Origin of the sequence: Lewinella sp. (genome assembly GCF_050633125.1) — a bacterium.
Lineage (GTDB): Bacteria > Bacteroidota > Bacteroidia > Chitinophagales > Saprospiraceae > Lewinella.
On sequence record NZ_JBOEFX010000016.1, the window covers coordinates 1 to 17,720 of the forward strand.

The window sequence follows — 17,720 nt, forward strand, 5'->3', positions numbered from 1 at the left end:
GTCCTTAGGCCGATTTTCCTCAGCAGGGACGCAGCCACGACCTTTCGACACGGTAAGTTCAACTTCCAGGTTAACGAAAGGTTCCATCGTCCAAATCAACAGATCGGGGTTCATGACTTTGAACACATTGGTGTGCTCTTCAATGTCACCAGCCCGGAATTCTTCTTTACCGCTGATCGTGAGGTATACTTTTTCTTCCTGAACGTCTTCGTCAGCAATCATTTGCTTAATACGAACCTGTTTCAGGTTAAGGATGATTTCAACAACATCCTCTACTACCCCGCGAATCGTACCAAATTCGTGTTCAACACCCGCAATACGGATAGCGCTAATAGCGAAACCTTCCAGAGAAGAAAGGAGTACGCGGCGCAGTGAATTGCCGACAGTTTGACCGAAGCCCGGTTCGAGTGGTTTGAACTCAAAAAGTCCCTCAAAATCATTGGCTTTTTCCATTACGATTTTGTCGGGCTTCTGAAAATTCAAGATGCTCATACGCTTGTGTATAATCTTTGGTGGGGAATGAATAGCTATTCTCTTAACATCAGAATGCGGAACCCGGTTCAAACCGTGATTCCGTAAACATAGTAACAGGAAAGAACGACAATCGGCCGAGATGTCGTTCTTTCCTTTATCATTAAGCTTACTTAGAATATAATTCTACGATAAGCTGTTCGTTAATTTTCTCAGGAATGGCATCACGCTCAGGGTAATCCATGAAGCGGCCTTCCAATTTATCGTGGTTGAATTCCAACCAACCGAAGCGGCGAGCGTCTCCCTTGGTTCCCATGCTATCGCGAACGACTTGCAAACCTTGAGATTTCCCTTTTACACCAACAACATCACCAGGACGTAATTGTGCAGAAGGAACGTTATTGATACGACCATTCAACACAATGTGCTTATGGGTTACCAACTGACGCGCAGCGCGGCGAGTAGGTGCAAGACCTAAACGGAACACAACGTTATCAAGACGAGCTTCAAGGAATTGTAGTAGTACCGTACCGGTAACACCACTTTTCGCAGCCGCACTTTCAAACAGGTTACGGAACTGACGCTCTAATACACCGTAAGTGTACTTAGCTTTCTGCTTTTCCATAAGCTGGAGGGCATAATCTGATTGCTGACGACGGCGACGGCTGTTGCCGTGCTGTCCTGGGCGATACTTCTTACGCTCAAAACTTTTATCGTAGCCATAGATAGCTTCGCCAAATGCGCGAGCTTTCTTTGTTTTGGGGCCAGTATATCTTGCCATTTCGGAAGGATAATTTTCGCTGAAAAATTAATTAAGGTTCGTAGGGGAATTATACCCGACGACGCTTAGGTGGACGACAACCGTTGTGTGGAACAGGTGTTACGTCTTTGATACGAGACACTTTGATTCCTACACCATCGATGGCACGGATCGCCGCTTCACGACCAGAACCTGGTCCCTTAACGAAAACCTCTACCGTGCGCAGGCCTGCATCATAAGCAGTACGTGCAGCTTCGCTCGCTGACACCTGTGCAGCATACGGTGTATTCTTTTTAGAACCACGGAATCCAGATTTTCCGGCAGAAGACCAGGAAATCACATCACCTTTCTTATTTGTAATAGAAATGATGATATTATTGAAAGAAGCCTGGATGAAGACCTTACCTTCCGGTTCGACCCGTACCTTTCTCTTCTTAGCTGTTTTTTTGGTATTTGCTTTAGCCATGGATCAAAAAAATTACTTGGTTGCTTTCTTTTTATTTGCGACAGTCTTACGCTTACCCTTACGAGTACGTGCGTTAGTTTGGGTACGTTGGCCCCGGAGAGGTAATCCTTTACGATGACGTAGTCCGCGGTAACAACCGATATCCATCAATCGCTTGATGTTGGTTTGGACTTCCGTACGCAATTCACCTTCTACTTGATAATCAGTCTGGAGCATCGTCGCGATCTCCTTGATATTATCATCCGTCCAATCCTGAACCTTCGTGTGCTCACTAACTCCGATCTTGGCCAGAATTTCCTGGGCCAATGAAGGACCGATGCCGTAGATATAGGTTAAACCTATTACACCGCGCTTGTTTCTTGGTAAATCAACACCAGCAATTCGTGCCATTGTCTGTCTGTATTTAGAGAGGGAAGCAGTACTTCCGTCTAGTTTTTTTTATCCCTGACGTTGCTTGAACTTGGGATTCTTCTTGTTAACGATGTAAACCTTTCCTTTTCTTCTCACCACTATGCAGTCGGAAGAACGCTTCTTAACGGAGGGTCTTACTTTCATGGTTTGCGTATTTTACGAATCTGAAACAATTAAGTATCAATTACTTGTAGCGGTAGGTAATGCGCCCACGTGTTAAGTCATAAGGAGACATTTCCACTGCCACACGGTCACCAGGAAGAATTCGGATGTAATTCATCCGCATTTTACCAGAGATCGTTGCGGTAATTTCGTGACCATTTTCCAACTTCACACGAAACATCGCATTGGACAAAGCCTCAAGAATAGTACCGTCCTGTTTTATTAGATTCTTTTTACTCATATTCCGATTTTCGGAGTGCAAAGATACAATTAATTGATAAATTCTCCACACCCGAGCTCATTTTTTTATAAAGGAGCTGTTTGTTGATAAAAAACACTCACCAAATTCAAGCTTAATTCACACTCATTTCGCGAACGATTGGAATCACATTAGGATTCTTTTGGATCGCCTCAATGATAATTTCGTGATTACTCAAAATATCAGGACCATTTTTGGTCACCGCGATGGTATGCTCATAATGAGCTGCCGGTTTCTTATCCTTCGTTACAATCGTCCATTCGTCACTTAGAGTCCGTACTTCACGGCGTCCCATATTGACCATTGGCTCAATTGCGATAACCAGTCCTTCCTTCAGTACAGGTCCCTGTCCCCGACGCCCATAATTAGGTACATCAGGTGCCTCATGCATGGATTTACCTAAGCCGTGGCCCACAAGTTCTCGTACGACTGAATAGTTATGCTCCTTTTCGGTATAGTGCTGAATAGCATGACTGATATCCCCCACTCTTTTACCAATTACTGCATTCTCTATGCCAATATAAAGCGACTCGTTTGTCACTCGACACAATTGCAGTGTTTCTTCGTTTACTTCACCTACACAAAAAGTATAAGCAGCATCTCCGTAAAACTCATTCATATAAGTTCCACAATCAATAGAGAGGATATCTCCATCCTGAAACACCTGTTCTTTCGACGGTAAGCCATGAACTACCGCTTCGTTTCGAGAAACTAGCAAGGTAGATGGGCAACCATAAAGACCTTTAAAGCCCGGTAGTGCACCATGATCACGAATAAAAGCTTCTGCTTTTGTATCGATTTCTTCACCAGTCATTCCAGGGCGCAGCATACTACCAACGTATGCCAGTGTTTTACAAACCAGCATACAATTCTCGCGAATTAACTCGATTTCGTCTGCTGTCTTATAAATCATTTTGCGTCCTTTCCTCGCCATATTGCTTAGCTTATCCTGTTTAGTGCTACGATAATTAAAATCGTATTACTTACATATTTGCACCAATACCCTGCATCCGACTACTGCTCCGGCCAGATACCCGACCTTCTTTAACCAGACCATCGTAACGGCGCATCAACAAGTGGCTTTCAATTTGCTGTAGCGTATCCAGAACAACTCCTACAAGAATCAATAAAGAAGTACCCCCAAAGAAGGCAGCAAACAAATTATTGATACCAAAGGCAGCAGCAAAAGCAGGCATGATCGCAATCAAACCTAAGAATACAGATCCAGGAAGCGTAATGCGGGTAGTTACAGAGTCAATAAACTCTTCGGTAGGTTTACCTGGCTTAATACCAGGAATAAACGCATTTTGGCGCTTCAGGTAATCTGCGTAGTTAGAGGGATTAACGATTAAGGCTGTATAAACATACGTAAAGGCTACAACCAATACGAAGTAGATGGCATTATAAGGTGCCGAAGTAAAATCATTTAGTTTTTGTACCAACCAGCTCGTTTCCGCATCTGCACCAGCAGTCTGCGCAGCGAGGCCAGGAAGGAACATTAACGCCTGCGCAAAGATGATCGGCATAACTCCTGCGGCATTCACCTTTAGAGGAATGTAATCACGTGCTCCTGCTACAGGAATATTACCTGTACCACGGCCAACCATCCGTTTAGCAAATTGTACGGGAATCTTACGAACCCCTGTAACAATCATTACTGTTGCCATACAAACGAGGAACAATGCTGCGATTTCCAGTACAAAAACAAGGAAGCCACCAGCTTGCAAACGGCCCTGCAATTCAAATACAAAGGCAGTAGGTAAAGTAGCAATGATACCGACAGTGATCAAAAGAGACACCCCGTTACCAATACCACGATCTGTAATCCGTTCACCCAACCACATTGCAAAAACAGTACCAGTTGAAAGGATGATAATACCAGACAACCAGAAAATACTTTCAGGCACAGAATTATCAACGGCTCCCAAGGACTTAACGTAAGTTAGGTAAGCACCGCCCTGTACCAAAGTAATAGCTACTGTAAGCAAGCGTGTAATTTGGTTCAGCTTCTTCCGGCCAGACTCTCCTTCTTTCTGCTGCAAGCGCTGAAAATAAGGAACTGCAAACCCTAAAAGCTGAATAATGATACTCGCTGTGATATAAGGCATAATGCCCAAGGCAAAGATAGAAGCATTGCTAAAGGCTCCACCAGAGAAAACATTAATCAAGCCCAGTAGCGAGTTATCGCCACCACCGCCCATCTGTGCTTGTAGCACAGAAGGATCAGCACCAGGTAAGACAATGAAAGATCCTAGCCGGAATACCCATAGTAAACCAAGCGTGAAAAGGATGCGATTGCGCAACTCCTTAATCTTCCAAATATTTTTGAGCGTATCGATAAACCTTTTCATCGTGGTCTTTTTTAGAGGATAGTGAGAGAACCACCCTGCGCTTCGATACCTGCTTTTGCAGTTTCCGAGCTAGCATGGGCCGTTACATTCAGCTTGGCGTTCAATTCGCCAGTACCCAAAATCTTAATCAAATCCGTCTTGCGAACAATACCCAGCTTCATCAGTGTATCCATATCGATGGTATCAACACTGTGCTTCTCACTGATCTCCTGAAGGCGACCAAGATTAAGAGCTACGTATTCTACGCGGTTAGGACTCTTAAATCCGCGCTTAGGCAAACGCATCTGAAGTGGCATTTGACCACCTTCAAAACCACGCTTACTTTTGTAACCAGAGCGTGACTTAGCACCTTTATGACCACGAGTAGACGTACCTCCTCGGCCAGACCCCTGACCACGGGCAATACGTTTGCGGCTTTTTACAGCACCAGACGCTGGTTTGAGACTATGGAGTTCCATTATATTATGCGATTTAATAGCTTCGTTAATTGCTTATGTTACAAAGTAACCTTAAGCTTCTTCCACTGTTACCAGGTGAGCGACCTTATTGATCATTCCCTGAATTTGAGGAGTTACCTCCTTAGTGACCGTGTCGTTCATCTTTTTCAGACCCAACGCCTTTACAGTATCCTTTTGACGCTGAGAACGGTCGATCAGGCTCTTAACCTGTGTTATTTTTACCTTAGCCATGGCCGACGGTTTTTTACAGGCTTTGCAGCCTATCCTTCAAAAAGCTTTTCCATTGAGATGCCGCGCTGCTTAGCAATAGCCATAGGGCTACGCAATTTCTGCAGAGCATCAATTGTGGCTTTCACCACGTTGTGCGGGTTAGAAGACCCTTGAGATTTAGCCAGTACGTTGTGTACGCCAGCAATTTCCAGTACAGCACGCATCGCGCCACCTGCAATTACTCCCGTACCATCAGAAGCGGGCTTAATCAATACCTTACCAGCACCATACTTCCCTTTCTGTGCATGAGGGATAGTACCATTGTGGATCGGTACTTTAATAAGGTTCTTCTTAGCATCATCAACCGCTTTGCTGATCGCCTGAGATACATCACGAGCCTTACCTAGACCATGACCTACTGTACCTTTGCCATCACCAACAACTGCTACCGCCGCAAAGCTAAAGGTTCTACCACCTTTGGTCACTTTGGCTACCCGGTTAAGGTTAACGAGCTTTTCTTTCAGTTCTGTTTCGGCCGGTTTTACCCGGTTAGAATTTTTCTTTGCCATTACCAAAAAGCTTCTTAATGATTAAAATAGTAAGCCTCCCTCACGGGCGCCATCCGCCAACGCTTTCACGCGGCCATGATATAAATATCCTGCCCGGTCAAATACTACGGTTTCAACACCCGCAGCCTTAGCGCGCTCTGCTAACAGCTTACCGGTAGCAGCAGATTGTTCTGATTTATTTCCAGCATTAGCAACTGCAGGTTCGAAAGAACTTGCTTGTGCTAACGTATGCCCTTGAACATCATCGATGAGCTGAGCGTAAATATAACGATTCGAACGGAATATATTCAAGCGCGGACGCTGAGCTGTACCCCGAGTTGTTTTGCGAATGCGCATGTGAATGCGCTTTCTGCGTTTTGCCTTTGTTAATTGCATCGCTGCTTATTTTTATTAGCCTTAGTGAATCAACAGCTGCTATTAACTGTTCTTCCCAAGGCCCACTTTTCGCCGAAGTAGTAATACTCAACCAACGGCTAATTAACGGTTTATTTACTAGCAGTCTTACCTGCTTTGCGACGGATTTCTTCACCCTTGAAGCGAATACCTTTTCCTTTGTAAGGTTCTGGCTTACGGAAGGCACGGACTTTAGCCGCGATTTGCCCTACCAATTGCTTATCCGTTGATTCCAGTTTCACAACAGGCGCTTTACCTTTCTCAGAAATTGCTGTTACAGTAACTTCATCAGGAATCATGAAATAAATGGGGTGAGAATAACCTACCGTAAGAATCAGCATCTGACCTTTGGTTTCGGCACGATAACCAACACCAATGACTTCCATTTCCAAGGTATAGCCTTGTGTTACACCAATAATCATATTATTGATCAACGAGCGGTATAAACCGTGAACGGAGCGGTGACGCTTGGAATCAGTGGGGCGGCCTACAGTCAAAACACCGTCTTCGATGCCAACTGTAAGATCAGCATCAATCTGCTGAGTTAATTCTCCTTTGGGACCTTTAACGGTAACCAAGTTGCTCTTGCTTACGTCGATGGTGACACCCTGAGGTATATCTATGGGAGCTTTACCTATTCTTGACATGGCTCTGCTTTTAGAGTTCTTAAATAGAAGTGGTTAGGAAACAAAACATAACACTTCCCCTCCTACACCGTTCTGCCGAGCTTGCTTGTCGGTCATCACACCTTTAGAAGTAGAAATGATTGCTATACCTAAACCGTTGATTACACGAGGGAGATTATCACTACCTACGTACTTACGCAAACCAGGTTTACTGATACGCTTGAGTTCACGGATAACTGGTAGACGAGTAGCTTTATCGTACTTAAGTGCGATTTTGATGCTAGTTTGCGTACCTTTTTTATCTTCCTCGTCAAACTTGTACTTAAGAATGTAACCCTGATCGTAGAGGATCTCGGTTATGCGCTTCTTTAGATTAGAAGCTGGAATACTGACTACCCGGTGCCCAGCGATTTGAGCATTACGAATCCGGGTCAAATAGTCGGCTACAGGATCTGTAACTGCCATGACGTGCCAATTTCGTGGTTCGGTTTTCCAAATGCAGGAACCTGAACCCCTGTTAATAGATAACATACAAGCGGTGCCTAAGCATTTGCACCAATGTACTGCCGAGAAAATATACCCGGACTTAATAGGATGGTAAACGTCTATTTACCTTTTACCATCAAGATTGCTAATAAGCGCTTTGCTTACCAGCTAGCTTTGGTTATTCCAGGGATCTTACCATGGAGTGCCAATTCACGGAATTTCACCCGGCAAAGGCCAAATTTACGCATGTATCCTTTAGGGCGACCTGTCAAGCGACAACGATTGTGAAGACGGATAGCGTTAGAGTTGCGAGGTAATTTATCCAATTCCTCCCAACGACCTTCCTCCTTCAGCTTAGCTCGTAGATCGGCGTAACGTTCAACCATACGTTGACGTTTGTTCTCTCGGGCGATGAGTGATTTTCTAGCCATTATTTCTAGTTATTCTGATTCTTGAAAGGAAGACCCAGTGCTTTTAGTAGCGCTAGAGCTTCAGCATCGGTTTTTGCACTTGTCACGAAAGTGATATCCATTCCCGTGATATTGCTTACCTTATCCAGATCGATTTCAGGGAAAACAATCTGTTCTTTGATACCCATGGTATAGTTACCACGGCCGTCAAAGCTCTTGTCGTTAATTCCGCGGAAGTCACGTACCCGTGGCAGAGCCACTGATACCAGACGGTCGAGGAATTCGAACATCTGCTTCTGCCGTAAAGTTACACGCGCACCAATGTGCATATCTTCGCGCAACTTAAAGTTAGAGACAGATTTCTTCGCTTTGGTCTTCACGGCTTTTTGGCCGGTGATCAAAGTGATTTCTTCTACAGCATTGTCGACCAGCTTCTTGTCCTGAGTACCTTGTCCAACACCTTGGTTGATACAAATCTTCAACAGACGAGGAACTTCCATCACGCTGCTATATTGGAATTGCTCTTGCAGAGCAGGTATTACTTCTTCGTAATACTTTTTTCTTAATCGCGGTGTGTAACTCATTAGTCTAAGATTTCCCCGGATTTTTTGGAATAACGTTTCATTTTGCCATCACTATCAGCCTTACGGCCAACGCGGGTAGGCTCTCCACTAGCATCTACTAACATTAAGTTAGACAGATTGATAGGAGCTGCTTTATCGATGATGCCACCAGGATTGTCCTGTGTAGGCTTCTGGTGCTTCTTACGAATATTCACCTCTTCAACGATCGCACGGTTTTCGTCAGGAATTACTTCCAGTACTTCTACAACCTTGCTACGATCCTTGTAGGCACCCGCGATAACAACAACTTTATCCCCCTTTTTGATCTTCAGCTTGGGAGCAAAGCGTTTCTGATTTACTTTCTTCATGGTTCAAGTATTCGGGCCGTGAATGATTTATAATACCTCTGGTGCCAGAGAAACGATACGCATGTAATCACGCTCACGAAGCTCACGGGCAACAGGGCCGAAAATACGAGTGCCGCGAGGTTCTTCGCTAGCACTTAGCAGCACAACTGCATTGTCATCAAAGCGAATGTAGCTACCGTCGCGACGACGGATCTCCTTCTTGGTACGAACCACTACGGCCCTAGAAATAGCTCCTTTCTTAATACCTCCAGGAGCTGCCTCTTTGACAGATACCACAATCATATCGCCAACAGAAGCGTAACGACGCTTTGATCCGCCTAAAACGCGGATACATAGCACCTCTTTGGCGCCACTATTGTCGGCTACTCGGAGCCGGGATTCTTGCTGGATCATGACGGCAAAATATTTGCAGAGCTAGCGCAACGTCGATTATCGCGTTGATAACTCTAGTTAATTTCAATGAATAACAGAATGGGCCCTAGGCCTCTTTATCCTGCTCTTTCTTTTACTTGGCTCTTTCCAAGATTTCAACTAAGCGCCAGCGTTTGCGAGCACTCGTTGGGCGCGTCTCCATGATGCGCACTTTATCCCCAATATTACATTCGTTCTTTTCGTCGTGAGCCATAAACTTGTTAGACTTCTTAACGAACTTACCATAGATGGGGTGCTGAATACGGCGTTCCACTGAAACAGAAATAGATTTCTCCATCTTATCACTGGTAACAATACCGATTAGCTGTTTACGAAGATTACGTTCTTCCATTATTAGCTGAATTACTAGCTACGTCTACGACGAGCTCTGATTTTACTACGATTAGCGAGTTCTTCTTCTGAAGCAGCAGCCAATTGACGGCGGCGAACTTCTGTGTTTAAGCGAGCAATGTCCCGGCGAACTTCTCGCAACACTAGAGGATTGTCCAAGCCAGTAATAGCATGGTCAAACTTCATCTTCTGATATCTGCTTTCGGTTCCCTCCAGTTCAGCCTGAAGGTCCGTGTCAGAGAACTCTTGCAGTTCCAAATACTTTTTGGTTGCCATTGTCCTTATTTTAAAATTTTCGCAGCTCCGTAATAAATTACACGAGCTCCAGACTGATTATTATGATAACTACCCTTCGTAATCAGGGCGGGTAACCGTTTTGGTTTTCACTGGTAGTTTCTGTGCAGCCAAACGGAGTGCCTCTTCAGCTACTTCGCGGGGAACACCATCCAGTTCAAACATCATACGGCCAGGTTGTACTTGTGCCACATAGTGGTCAAGGTTACCTTTACCCTTACCCATCCTCACCTCTAGAGGCTTAGATGTGATAGGCTTATCGGGGAAAATGCGAATCCATACTTTACCTTCACGCTTCATGTAACGCGTCATCGCGATACGAGCGGCTTCAATTTGCCGGTTGGTGATACGGCCAAGTTCCATGGACTTAAGACCGAATGAGCCAAAGGATACCAGTGTGCCACGCTTTGCGACACCACGATTACGTCCTTTTTGCTGCTTGCGATATTTCGTTCTTTTCGGCTGTAACATTGGTCATTATTTTTATCTGCCCTTGGCTATTCCAGAGGGACAGGCCCGGCTATTCAGACGGGTCTTCTAATTGGCAAAAACAAGCCGTATCTAACCCGCTTCCGAAAAAGCTTGGCAAAGGTACAGCTATTTTCTGATAATCAAAAATCAATTCGGGCACAAATCTTTACGATTACACCCGTTAGCAAAGACTAGCGCAGGATCTTACCTGATAGCCTAACTAATTAACGCCAGTTGCTGAAATTGAGGCAATTATACCCGGAAAATCCGGGTATTTGCCAGCAATAATTTTTTTTTAGCGACGTCCACCGCCACCGCCACGATTTCCGCCACCACGACGGTCACCACCACGGCCACCACGACGATCACCTCCGCGACCACCACGACCACCACGATCACGGCCACCGCCGCCACCTTCCTTGCCAGTCAGGCCAGCATTGGGGTTAAGGTCACGCTTGCCAAGGACTTCGCCTTTACAAATCCAAACCTTCACTCCAATAATACCGTAAACGGTCTGTGCTTCGTATAGCGCATAGTCAATATCAGCACGGAAAGTATGTAAAGGCGTACGGCCTTCCTTGAACTCTTCTGTCCGGCTCATATCAGAACCATTCAAACGACCAGAGATTCGTACTTTGATGCCTTCGGCATTAGCACGCATGGTTGATTGAATCGCCATTTTGATAGCGCGACGGTAGTTGATCCGTGCTTCTAATTGCTTAGCAATAGATTCTGCAACAATATTAGCATCAAGCTCCGGCTTACGGATTTCGATGATATTGATCTGCACATCCTTACCCGTCAATTTCTTGAGCTCTTCCCGGATACGATCAACTTCCTGTCCTCCTTTACCGATAATAATACCGGGGCGGGAAGTGTGGATTGTTACCGTAATCCGCTTAAGTGTGCGCTCAATGATTGTACGAGCTATACCACCTTTGTGGATACGTGCGGCTAGATACGTGCGAATCTTTTCATCTTCTACAACGTTATCTGCGTAACCTTTATCAGCATACCAGTTGGAATCCCAACCGCGAATATACCCCAAACGATTACCAATAGGATTAGTCTTCTGACCCATGTGTCTAGGACTCGTTAATTTTTAACAATTAGTTTTCCCTACTCTTCTTCTTCCGAAGTGAGAGGTAAACTGTTTTCTACAATAAGCGTAACGTGATTGCTACGCTTGCGGATGCGATGTGCCCGACCGTGTGGCGCAGGACGGAAACGCTTCAACATACCTGCCTCGTTAGAGAAGGCTGTTTTAACGTATAGTCCATAATCGTCAGCACTTTCTTGGCCATCCAATTTATATTCCCAATTGGCTACTGCTGACAAGAGGGCTTTTTCTAGCCATTGCGCAGCTTCCTGCTTGCTAAAGCGTAGGATATCAAGGGCATCATTTACCTTTTTCCCGCGTATGTTGTCGACTATCAGACGCATCTTTCTGGCCGACATCGGAACGCTCTTGAGTTTGGCTACTGCTTCCATGATGTTTATAATTAATGCGTGAATGTTGGAATGCTGGAATGCTAAAATTTCAGCATTTCTTCATTCTCTCATTTTTATTTACAATTTACCGGTTACCGGTATGACCTTTAAAGCTCCGTGTAGGAGCGAATTCGCCCAATTTATGGCCTACCATATTTTCTGTTACATAAACAGGAACATGGATTTTACCATTATGGACAGCGATCGTCTCCCCTACCATATCCGGATTGATCATGGATGAGCGGGACCAAGTTTTGATCACTTTCTTTTTGCTGGACGCTTTAGAAATTTCCACTTTCTTTAGAAGCTTGTGGAAGATGTAAGGTCCTTTACGGATTGATCTAGCCATCTCTATTTCTTAGTTTTACGCTTGCTAATGATTAATTTGGTAGAGTGCTTCTTATTGTTACGTGTCTTCTGACCTTTGGCCATAATACCCGTACGAGAACGTGGGTGTCCTCCAGAAGCGCGTCCTTCACCACCACCCATTGGGTGATCTACAGGGTTCATGGCTACACCACGAACACGAGGACGACGTCCCAACCAACGCTTACGACCAGCTTTACCTAATACTTCCAGACCGTGATCCGGGTTAGAGGTATTGCCTATAGTAGCACGGCAAGTCAAGAGAATACGGCGAACTTCACCAGAAGGCAATTTAACCGAAGCATAACGACCTTCACGCCCCATCAAGGTACCATTTGTACCAGCAGAACGTGCTAGTGCTGCGCCTTTACCAGGCTGAAGTTCGATAGCATGGATAGAAGATCCTAGTGGAATTTCACTCAGCAACATGGTATTACCCACAACTGGAGCAACTCCTGCACCTGATTCAACGGTAGCACCTACTTGCAACCCTTGAGGTGCAATGATGTAGCGCTTTTCGCCATCAGGATATTCCAACAATGCGATGAAAGCAGTACGGTTCGGATCGTATTCGATCGTCTTCACGGTAGCTGCAACACCATCACGGTTGCGCTTGAAGTCAATAATACGGTAGCGACGCTTGTGTCCACCACCACGCTGACGTACGGTCATTTTACCCGTACCATTACGTCCACCTGATTTTTTCAGGGGAGCAAGCAGCGTTTTTTCCGGCTTGTCATTCGTCAACTCTGTGAATGCATTCCCTACACGGGTACGCAAGCCTGGAGTTAACGGACGATACTTTTTAACTGGCATAACTTTGCTCATCATCCCGGGATCTCGGACTCAGCAGGATCAACGACCAGACGGATCGGCTGAGTATCCCCACCCCGGGGATTAAAAAATTAAATGTCTCCGAAGAAATCGATTTCTTCTCCTTCAACCAAAGTGACAACTGCTTTTTTATAAGCAGACACCCGGCCTTTGAGAACCCCCGACTTGGTCGTTCTATTCTTTGCTTTTCCAGGCATGATTGCAGTATTAACAGACGTTACATTTACGCCATACATATCCTGCACTGCCTTACGAATTTCCACTTTATTAGCCGTTTTTGCTACAACGAAGCTGTACTTATTCAGGCCTTCAGAAAGCGTTTCTGCTTTCTCAGTGATTAGTGGTTTGATTAAAATTGGCTTTGCCATTGCTTTATCATTTACGGGTACGAGCCCGGATTATGCAATTGATTCTTGCAGCTTAGCCACGGCACTTTCAGAAAGTACGATGGTATCGCTGTTCAAAATCTGATACACGTTCAGGTCAATAGCGCGTGCTACGTCTGCTTTCTTAAGGTTACGGCTGGACAGCAACAAGCTGCTTTCCATTTCTGCCGTTACAAGTAACGCCTTCTGACCGTCTACTTTCAGATTGCTTAGGATGGCCTGAAACTCTTTGGTTTTTGGCGCATCGAAAGAGAAATCTTCCAGAATCATAATCGAACCAGCACTGGCTTTTGAAGAAAGGGCAGATACACGAGCAAGGTTCTTAACCTTCTTGTTAAGACGCACAGTGTAATTACGTGGACGAGGACCGAATACACGACCTCCACCACGAAAAGTAGGACTGTTAATACTACCCTTACGTGATCCACCGGTACCTTTCTGGCGGTGAAGCTTACGAGTAGAACCAGCGATTTCGCCGCGTTCTTTGGATTTATGTGTACCCTGGCGCTGATGAGCTAAGTATTGCTTAACTGCCAGGTAAACCGCATGCTCGTTGGGCGCCTGTCCGAAGATGTCGTCAGACAACTCTACGGAGCGTCCTGTTTGCTCGCCTTTGATATTTAAAACATCGAGTTTCATCACTACGGATTTATCTAGTTTTTAGCTTTTCGTTTAGGAAAAACTAAAAGCATTTTCAAAATTATTTTTCCAGGATAACGTAAGCACCTTTGTGCCCGGGAACTGCACCCTTCAGAAGGATGAGGTTCTGCTCAGGGAAGATCTTCATTACTTTGAGGTTCTTCACCTTCACCCGTGAACCACCGTCACGTCCGGCCATGCGCATACCTTTGAATACCCGTGCAGGGTAAGACGCCGCACCGATAGAACCCGGAGAGCGTAGGCGGTTATGCTGACCGTGCGTAGCATCATTCACACCACGGAAACTGTGACGCTTAACTACCCCCTGGAAACCTTTACCCTTGGAAACTCCTACAGCATGGATAACATCACCTTCAACGAATACTTCGTCAACTGTGATCGTCTCACCAGCCTTCTTTTCCATATTAGCGTCGCGGAACTCGACCAAACGACGCTTGGGATCCGTACCTGCTTTCTCGAAATGCCCTTGGAGGGGTTGTGATGTATTTTTCTCTTTGGCATCACCAAAGCCCAGCTGAAGAGCTGAGTAACCGTCGGAGTCTTCGTTCTTTACTTGTGTTACGACACAAGGACCCGCTTCTACTACTGTACAAGCGATATTACGACCAGCTTCGTCGAAGATACTGGTCATTCCGACCTTCTTTCCGATAATTCCGTTCATCGTTATCGAATTTTATAGTTACACGCAAGCAAGCAAAAATGATAGGTAAGATCAAAGATTGAATTTTAATCTTATTGCTATTGCAATTTTGGTTGTTATCTGCGTACAACAGATTCTTTTAATAAAGATCAACTGATTCATGTTGATCTAAATGTCTGATAGCGAGGGATATTCCCCGACTACGTCAACTTTACTTGAATGTCCACACCACTTGGCAGTTCTAGCTTTGATAAAGCATCGACTGTTTTTTGCGTAGGCGTGTAAATTTCAATGAGGCGCTTATGAGTGCGCAACTGAAACTGCTCCCGGGACTTCTTGTTGACGTGCGGTGAACGGAGCACGGTAAAGATTTTTTTCTCGGTGGGCAGCGGAATCGGGCCAGTTACAATGGCACCACTGTTTTTCACCGTTTTTACGATTTTCTCAGTTGATTTATCAACGAGGTTATGGTCGTAAGAACGGAGCTTGATACGAATTTTCTGATTCATGCCAGCTTCTAATTGTCAAGTTATGAAGTAAAACGGCTTGCAAGCTGCGCACGTTTAATAGCTACGCAGCTTGCTCACCAGTCCTATTTTAATTAGATAAGAACAACCACTTTTGGTCTTCTTAATATTTTCAAATTTCCGCCGAAGCGGTATAATTGCTAATGAGCAACCTTAATTAGGCCCCTTTAGCTTTCTCAATAATCTCTTTAGCAACACCACTTGGAGCTGCCGCGTAATGAGAGAATTCCATGGAAGAGTTTGCACGACCAGAAGTGATCGTCCGCAAATCCGTTACGTAACCGAACATTTGTGCAAGTGGCACATCTGCTGAGATAGAAACAGCACCACCGGCACGAGGTACTTGTCCTTTTGGTAAGCCACGGCGACGGTTCAAGTCACCGATAACGCTACCAACGTATTCTTCCGGAGTGATAATCTCAAGTTTCATGATAGGCTCCAGCAGTACAGGCTCTGTTTTTGGTGCAGCGGCTCTGAAGCCTTCTTTAGCACACAATTCGAAAGCGATAGGCTTACTATCTACAGAGTGCATGCTACCATCAAAGACACGTACTTTCATACTGTCAATGTTGTAACCAGCCAGGATACCATTGTTCATCATTGCAATGAAACCATCGCGGATCGGCTTCTGGTAGTTCTTATCGATCGCACCACCAACGATGCCCCAATCGAACTGCAGTTTTACCTTACCTGCTTTGAAATCATCACTTTCCAAGAATTCTTCGTCAGCAGGGCCGAGTTCGAATTCCATATCGGCGAACAAACCAGAACCACCAGATTGCTTTTTCAAGCGCTCACGGTGAGTAACAGTGGCTTGTAGTGCTTCTTTGTAAGTTACCTGTGGCTCACCTACATTACATTCAACTTTGAATTCACGCTTAAGGCGATCAATAATGATCTCCAAGTGAAGCTCTCCCATACCGCTAATAACGGTTTGGTTGGTATCTTCGTCGTAACGAACCTTAAAGGTAGGATCTTCTTCCGCCAATTTGGCTAAAGACATACCCAGCTTATCAAGGTCTTTCTGCGTTTTAGGCTCTACCGCGATACCAATTACAGGATCAGGGAAAACCATCGATTCCAGAACGATCGGATGATCGAGGTCACAAAGGGTATCACCCGTACGGATGTCCTTGAAACCTACCGCAGCAGCAATATCACCAGCTTCTACACTAGGGATGCTATTCTGCTTATTAGCGTGCATCTGGTAGATACGAGAAATACGCTCTTTGCTGTCGGAACGACTATTGTATACATAGCTACCGGCATCAAGTACACCAGAGTATACCCGCATGAAGGCCAAACGACCTACAAAAGGATCGGTAGCAATTTTGAATGCTAGTGCTGCGAAAGGCTCGTCGTTAGAAGGACGGCGCTTCTCTTCCTTTTCTGTATTAGGATTCGTACCTATGATTGCGTCGATATCCAGCGGTGAAGGCAAGTAAGCACATACCGCATCCAATACTGCTTGTACACCTTTATTCTTAAAGGCAGTACCACACATCATTGGAACGAAAGCCATGTCCATTACTGCTTCGCGAACTGCTTTACGCATTTCCGCTTCTGTAATTGAATCAGGGTCTTCGAAGAATTTCTCCATTAGGCTCTCATCGTACTCTGCTACAGCTTCTAGTAATTTCTCACGCCACTCAGCAGCAGTATCAACTAAATCCTCAGGCATATCAATCACCTCATAAGTCATACCGAAGTCATCTTCATTCCAGACAATAGCCTGGTTCATGATGAGATCAATTACACCTTTAAAGGTTTCTTCTGAACCAATTGGAATTTGTAGAGGAATAGCCTTAGATCCTAATTTCTCCTGAACGTCATTTACTACGTTGAAGAAGTCAGCACCTGAACGGTCCATTTTGTTTACAAAACCAATACGTGGTACTTTGTAGTTATCAGCCAGGCGCCAGTTGGTTTCTGACTGTGGCTCTACACCAGATACAGCACAGAACAGGAATACCAGACCATCTAAAACACGAAGTGACCGGTTTACCTCTACGGTAAAGTCAACGTGTCCTGGGGTGTCAATGATATTTACCGCATAGTCCTTATCCTTCCATTGCCAGGAAGTTTTGGTGGCTGCAGAGGTGATAGTAATTCCACGCTCCTGCTCCTGCTCCATCCAGTCCATAGTAGCTGCACCGTCGTGTACTTCGCCAATCTTGTGGCTTAGTCCGGTGTAGAATAGGACGCGCTCGGTAGTGGTAGTCTTTCCGGCGTCAATGTGAGCGGCAATGCCAATGTTTCTCGTATAAGTGAGATCCGTAGCCATGATGGTTCCCTGTTCGGGCGTTATAAATTAAAAATATGTTCT

The 17,720-nt window shown here is 45.1% G+C and carries 29 protein-coding genes and 1 pseudogene; all 30 read right to left on the reverse strand.

All coding sequences use genetic code 11. The annotated features are described in order from the left end of the window. Positions 1–492, reverse strand: a pseudogene (locus ACRBG0_RS03420) (DNA-directed RNA polymerase subunit alpha); the annotation flags it as partial. 148 nt (positions 493–640) lie between these two features. Further along, positions 641–1,252 (reverse strand): 30S ribosomal protein S4, encoded by a 612-nt coding sequence (gene rpsD, locus ACRBG0_RS03425; protein WP_020535234.1) that lies wholly within the window; start codon positions 1,250–1,252, stop codon positions 641–643. 49 nt (positions 1,253–1,301) lie between these two features. Next, positions 1,302–1,697, reverse strand: a complete 396-nt coding sequence (gene rpsK / locus ACRBG0_RS03430) for a 30S ribosomal protein S11 (protein WP_020535235.1) — start codon at positions 1,695–1,697, stop codon at positions 1,302–1,304. Between the two features lie 12 nt (positions 1,698–1,709). Beyond that, the gene (gene rpsM / locus ACRBG0_RS03435) at positions 1,710–2,087 is read right to left on the reverse strand and encodes a 30S ribosomal protein S13 (RefSeq protein WP_020535236.1); all 378 of its coding nucleotides are present in this window, start codon (positions 2,085–2,087) and stop codon (positions 1,710–1,712) included. A 48-nt stretch (positions 2,088–2,135) separates the two neighbouring features. Continuing rightward, a complete protein-coding gene (rpmJ, locus tag ACRBG0_RS03440) occupies positions 2,136–2,252 on the reverse strand; it encodes a 50S ribosomal protein L36 (protein ID WP_071596852.1) in 117 nt (38 codons plus the stop codon). A gap of 40 nt (positions 2,253–2,292) precedes the next feature. After that, positions 2,293–2,511: a translation initiation factor IF-1 gene (gene infA / locus ACRBG0_RS03445; RefSeq protein ID WP_020535237.1), complete on the reverse strand. Its 219-nt coding sequence runs from the start codon at positions 2,509–2,511 to the stop codon at positions 2,293–2,295. A gap of 112 nt (positions 2,512–2,623) precedes the next feature. After that, positions 2,624–3,463: a type I methionyl aminopeptidase gene (gene map, locus ACRBG0_RS03450; protein WP_431485525.1), complete on the reverse strand. Its 840-nt coding sequence runs from the start codon at positions 3,461–3,463 to the stop codon at positions 2,624–2,626. Between the two features lie 49 nt (positions 3,464–3,512). After that, entirely contained in the window at positions 3,513–4,880 is a 1,368-nt protein-coding gene (secY, locus tag ACRBG0_RS03455; protein WP_020535239.1) for a preprotein translocase subunit SecY, read from the reverse strand. Between the two features lie 11 nt (positions 4,881–4,891). Continuing rightward, entirely contained in the window at positions 4,892–5,338 is a 447-nt protein-coding gene (rplO, locus tag ACRBG0_RS03460; protein WP_020535240.1) for a 50S ribosomal protein L15, read from the reverse strand. A 51-nt stretch (positions 5,339–5,389) separates the two neighbouring features. Next, positions 5,390–5,569, reverse strand: coding sequence for a 50S ribosomal protein L30 (gene rpmD, locus ACRBG0_RS03465; protein WP_431485526.1), 180 nt, complete (start codon positions 5,567–5,569; stop codon positions 5,390–5,392). A gap of 29 nt (positions 5,570–5,598) precedes the next feature. Further along, on the reverse strand, positions 5,599–6,117 hold the full coding sequence (gene rpsE / locus ACRBG0_RS03470) for a 30S ribosomal protein S5 (RefSeq protein WP_020535242.1): 519 nt from the start codon (positions 6,115–6,117) through the stop codon (positions 5,599–5,601). A 21-nt stretch (positions 6,118–6,138) separates the two neighbouring features. Continuing rightward, complete coding sequence (rplR, locus tag ACRBG0_RS03475) at positions 6,139–6,492, reverse strand: 50S ribosomal protein L18 (protein ID WP_431485527.1); 354 nt, start codon at positions 6,490–6,492, stop codon at positions 6,139–6,141. A 110-nt stretch (positions 6,493–6,602) separates the two neighbouring features. Further along, positions 6,603–7,157, reverse strand: coding sequence for a 50S ribosomal protein L6 (gene rplF / locus ACRBG0_RS03480; RefSeq protein ID WP_431485528.1), 555 nt, complete (start codon positions 7,155–7,157; stop codon positions 6,603–6,605). 33 nt (positions 7,158–7,190) lie between these two features. Further along, positions 7,191–7,601 carry a 30S ribosomal protein S8 gene (rpsH, locus tag ACRBG0_RS03485; protein WP_020535245.1) on the reverse strand — a complete coding sequence of 137 codons (411 nt, stop codon included), beginning with the start codon at positions 7,599–7,601 and terminating at the stop codon, positions 7,191–7,193. A gap of 182 nt (positions 7,602–7,783) precedes the next feature. Next, positions 7,784–8,053: a 30S ribosomal protein S14 gene (gene rpsN / locus ACRBG0_RS03490; protein WP_431485529.1), complete on the reverse strand. Its 270-nt coding sequence runs from the start codon at positions 8,051–8,053 to the stop codon at positions 7,784–7,786. Between the two features lie 5 nt (positions 8,054–8,058). Next, a complete protein-coding gene (gene rplE / locus ACRBG0_RS03495; protein WP_431485530.1) occupies positions 8,059–8,616 on the reverse strand; it encodes a 50S ribosomal protein L5 in 558 nt (185 codons plus the stop codon). After that, positions 8,616–8,963 carry a 50S ribosomal protein L24 gene (gene rplX / locus ACRBG0_RS03500; protein WP_020535248.1) on the reverse strand — a complete coding sequence of 116 codons (348 nt, stop codon included), beginning with the start codon at positions 8,961–8,963 and terminating at the stop codon, positions 8,616–8,618. The genes rplE and rplX overlap by 1 nt, the downstream gene beginning before the upstream one ends. A gap of 27 nt (positions 8,964–8,990) precedes the next feature. Continuing rightward, on the reverse strand, positions 8,991–9,356 hold the full coding sequence (gene rplN / locus ACRBG0_RS03505) for a 50S ribosomal protein L14 (RefSeq protein WP_020535249.1): 366 nt from the start codon (positions 9,354–9,356) through the stop codon (positions 8,991–8,993). Between the two features lie 112 nt (positions 9,357–9,468). Beyond that, on the reverse strand, positions 9,469–9,726 hold the full coding sequence (gene rpsQ, locus ACRBG0_RS03510; RefSeq protein ID WP_020535250.1) for a 30S ribosomal protein S17: 258 nt from the start codon (positions 9,724–9,726) through the stop codon (positions 9,469–9,471). Between the two features lie 14 nt (positions 9,727–9,740). After that, on the reverse strand, positions 9,741–10,001 hold the full coding sequence (gene rpmC, locus ACRBG0_RS03515) for a 50S ribosomal protein L29 (RefSeq protein WP_020535251.1): 261 nt from the start codon (positions 9,999–10,001) through the stop codon (positions 9,741–9,743). Between the two features lie 69 nt (positions 10,002–10,070). Further along, a complete protein-coding gene (rplP, locus tag ACRBG0_RS03520) occupies positions 10,071–10,490 on the reverse strand; it encodes a 50S ribosomal protein L16 (protein ID WP_020535252.1) in 420 nt (139 codons plus the stop codon). Positions 10,491–10,785: 295 nt separating this feature from the next. Further along, entirely contained in the window at positions 10,786–11,571 is a 786-nt protein-coding gene (rpsC, locus tag ACRBG0_RS03525) for a 30S ribosomal protein S3 (protein WP_431485531.1), read from the reverse strand. A gap of 38 nt (positions 11,572–11,609) precedes the next feature. Beyond that, positions 11,610–11,981 carry a 50S ribosomal protein L22 gene (rplV, locus tag ACRBG0_RS03530; RefSeq protein ID WP_020535254.1) on the reverse strand — a complete coding sequence of 124 codons (372 nt, stop codon included), beginning with the start codon at positions 11,979–11,981 and terminating at the stop codon, positions 11,610–11,612. Between the two features lie 85 nt (positions 11,982–12,066). Then, positions 12,067–12,330, reverse strand: a complete 264-nt coding sequence (gene rpsS, locus ACRBG0_RS03535) for a 30S ribosomal protein S19 (RefSeq protein ID WP_020535255.1) — start codon at positions 12,328–12,330, stop codon at positions 12,067–12,069. Between the two features lie 2 nt (positions 12,331–12,332). Further along, a complete protein-coding gene (rplB, locus tag ACRBG0_RS03540; RefSeq protein WP_431485532.1) occupies positions 12,333–13,163 on the reverse strand; it encodes a 50S ribosomal protein L2 in 831 nt (276 codons plus the stop codon). 89 nt (positions 13,164–13,252) lie between these two features. Then, positions 13,253–13,549 (reverse strand): 50S ribosomal protein L23, encoded by a 297-nt coding sequence (gene rplW, locus ACRBG0_RS03545; protein ID WP_020535257.1) that lies wholly within the window; start codon positions 13,547–13,549, stop codon positions 13,253–13,255. Positions 13,550–13,579: 30 nt separating this feature from the next. Further along, entirely contained in the window at positions 13,580–14,206 is a 627-nt protein-coding gene (rplD, locus tag ACRBG0_RS03550) for a 50S ribosomal protein L4 (protein WP_431485533.1), read from the reverse strand. Positions 14,207–14,267: 61 nt separating this feature from the next. After that, the gene (gene rplC, locus ACRBG0_RS03555) at positions 14,268–14,888 is read right to left on the reverse strand and encodes a 50S ribosomal protein L3 (RefSeq protein WP_431485534.1); all 621 of its coding nucleotides are present in this window, start codon (positions 14,886–14,888) and stop codon (positions 14,268–14,270) included. Positions 14,889–15,067: 179 nt separating this feature from the next. Then, positions 15,068–15,376, reverse strand: a complete 309-nt coding sequence (gene rpsJ, locus ACRBG0_RS03560; RefSeq protein ID WP_020535260.1) for a 30S ribosomal protein S10 — start codon at positions 15,374–15,376, stop codon at positions 15,068–15,070. A 175-nt stretch (positions 15,377–15,551) separates the two neighbouring features. Next, positions 15,552–17,678 (reverse strand): elongation factor G, encoded by a 2,127-nt coding sequence (gene fusA, locus ACRBG0_RS03565; protein ID WP_431485535.1) that lies wholly within the window; start codon positions 17,676–17,678, stop codon positions 15,552–15,554. Positions 17,679–17,720: the final 42 nt, after the last annotated feature.

Excerpts from the sequence above, each read along its gene's own strand:
- rplV (WP_020535254.1), bottom strand. The coding sequence starts at position 11,981 with ATGGAAGCAGTAGCCAAACTCAAGAGCGTTCCGATGTCGGCCAGAAAG.
- rpsN (WP_431485529.1), bottom strand. The coding sequence starts at position 8,053 with ATGGCTAGAAAATCACTCATCGCCCGAGAGAACAAACGTCAACGTATG.
- rpmJ (WP_071596852.1), bottom strand. The coding sequence starts at position 2,252 with ATGAAAGTAAGACCCTCCGTTAAGAAGCGTTCTTCCGACTGCATAGTG.
- rplD (WP_431485533.1), bottom strand. The coding sequence starts at position 14,206 with ATGAAACTCGATGTTTTAAATATCAAAGGCGAGCAAACAGGACGCTCC.
- rplC (WP_431485534.1), bottom strand. The coding sequence starts at position 14,888 with ATGAACGGAATTATCGGAAAGAAGGTCGGAATGACCAGTATCTTCGAC.
- rpsH (WP_020535245.1), bottom strand. The coding sequence starts at position 7,601 with ATGGCAGTTACAGATCCTGTAGCCGACTATTTGACCCGGATTCGTAAT.
- rplN (WP_020535249.1), bottom strand. The coding sequence starts at position 9,356 with ATGATCCAGCAAGAATCCCGGCTCCGAGTAGCCGACAATAGTGGCGCC.
- infA (WP_020535237.1), bottom strand. The coding sequence starts at position 2,511 with ATGAGTAAAAAGAATCTAATAAAACAGGACGGTACTATTCTTGAGGCT.
- map (WP_431485525.1), bottom strand. The coding sequence starts at position 3,463 with ATGGCGAGGAAAGGACGCAAAATGATTTATAAGACAGCAGACGAAATC.
- rpsM (WP_020535236.1), bottom strand. The coding sequence starts at position 2,087 with ATGGCACGAATTGCTGGTGTTGATTTACCAAGAAACAAGCGCGGTGTA.
- rpsQ (WP_020535250.1), bottom strand. The coding sequence starts at position 9,726 with ATGGAAGAACGTAATCTTCGTAAACAGCTAATCGGTATTGTTACCAGT.
- rpsS (WP_020535255.1), bottom strand. The coding sequence starts at position 12,330 with ATGGCTAGATCAATCCGTAAAGGACCTTACATCTTCCACAAGCTTCTA.
- rplE (WP_431485530.1), bottom strand. The coding sequence starts at position 8,616 with ATGAGTTACACACCGCGATTAAGAAAAAAGTATTACGAAGAAGTAATA.
- fusA (WP_431485535.1), bottom strand. The coding sequence starts at position 17,678 with ATGGCTACGGATCTCACTTATACGAGAAACATTGGCATTGCCGCTCAC.
- rpsC (WP_431485531.1), bottom strand. The coding sequence starts at position 11,571 with ATGGGTCAGAAGACTAATCCTATTGGTAATCGTTTGGGGTATATTCGC.
- rpmC (WP_020535251.1), bottom strand. The coding sequence starts at position 10,001 with ATGGCAACCAAAAAGTATTTGGAACTGCAAGAGTTCTCTGACACGGAC.
- rplW (WP_020535257.1), bottom strand. The coding sequence starts at position 13,549 with ATGGCAAAGCCAATTTTAATCAAACCACTAATCACTGAGAAAGCAGAA.
- rplB (WP_431485532.1), bottom strand. The coding sequence starts at position 13,163 with ATGCCAGTTAAAAAGTATCGTCCGTTAACTCCAGGCTTGCGTACCCGT.
- secY (WP_020535239.1), bottom strand. The coding sequence starts at position 4,880 with ATGAAAAGGTTTATCGATACGCTCAAAAATATTTGGAAGATTAAGGAG.
- rpmD (WP_431485526.1), bottom strand. The coding sequence starts at position 5,569 with ATGGCTAAGGTAAAAATAACACAGGTTAAGAGCCTGATCGACCGTTCT.
- rplP (WP_020535252.1), bottom strand. The coding sequence starts at position 10,490 with ATGTTACAGCCGAAAAGAACGAAATATCGCAAGCAGCAAAAAGGACGT.
- rpsE (WP_020535242.1), bottom strand. The coding sequence starts at position 6,117 with ATGGCAAAGAAAAATTCTAACCGGGTAAAACCGGCCGAAACAGAACTG.
- rplX (WP_020535248.1), bottom strand. The coding sequence starts at position 8,963 with ATGAAGAAAGTAAATCAGAAACGCTTTGCTCCCAAGCTGAAGATCAAA.
- rpsD (WP_020535234.1), bottom strand. The coding sequence starts at position 1,252 with ATGGCAAGATATACTGGCCCCAAAACAAAGAAAGCTCGCGCATTTGGC.
- rpsJ (WP_020535260.1), bottom strand. The coding sequence starts at position 15,376 with ATGAATCAGAAAATTCGTATCAAGCTCCGTTCTTACGACCATAACCTC.
- rpsK (WP_020535235.1), bottom strand. The coding sequence starts at position 1,697 with ATGGCTAAAGCAAATACCAAAAAAACAGCTAAGAAGAGAAAGGTACGG.
- rplF (WP_431485528.1), bottom strand. The coding sequence starts at position 7,157 with ATGTCAAGAATAGGTAAAGCTCCCATAGATATACCTCAGGGTGTCACC.
- rplO (WP_020535240.1), bottom strand. The coding sequence starts at position 5,338 with ATGGAACTCCATAGTCTCAAACCAGCGTCTGGTGCTGTAAAAAGCCGC.
- rplR (WP_431485527.1), bottom strand. The coding sequence starts at position 6,492 with ATGCAATTAACAAAGGCAAAACGCAGAAAGCGCATTCACATGCGCATT.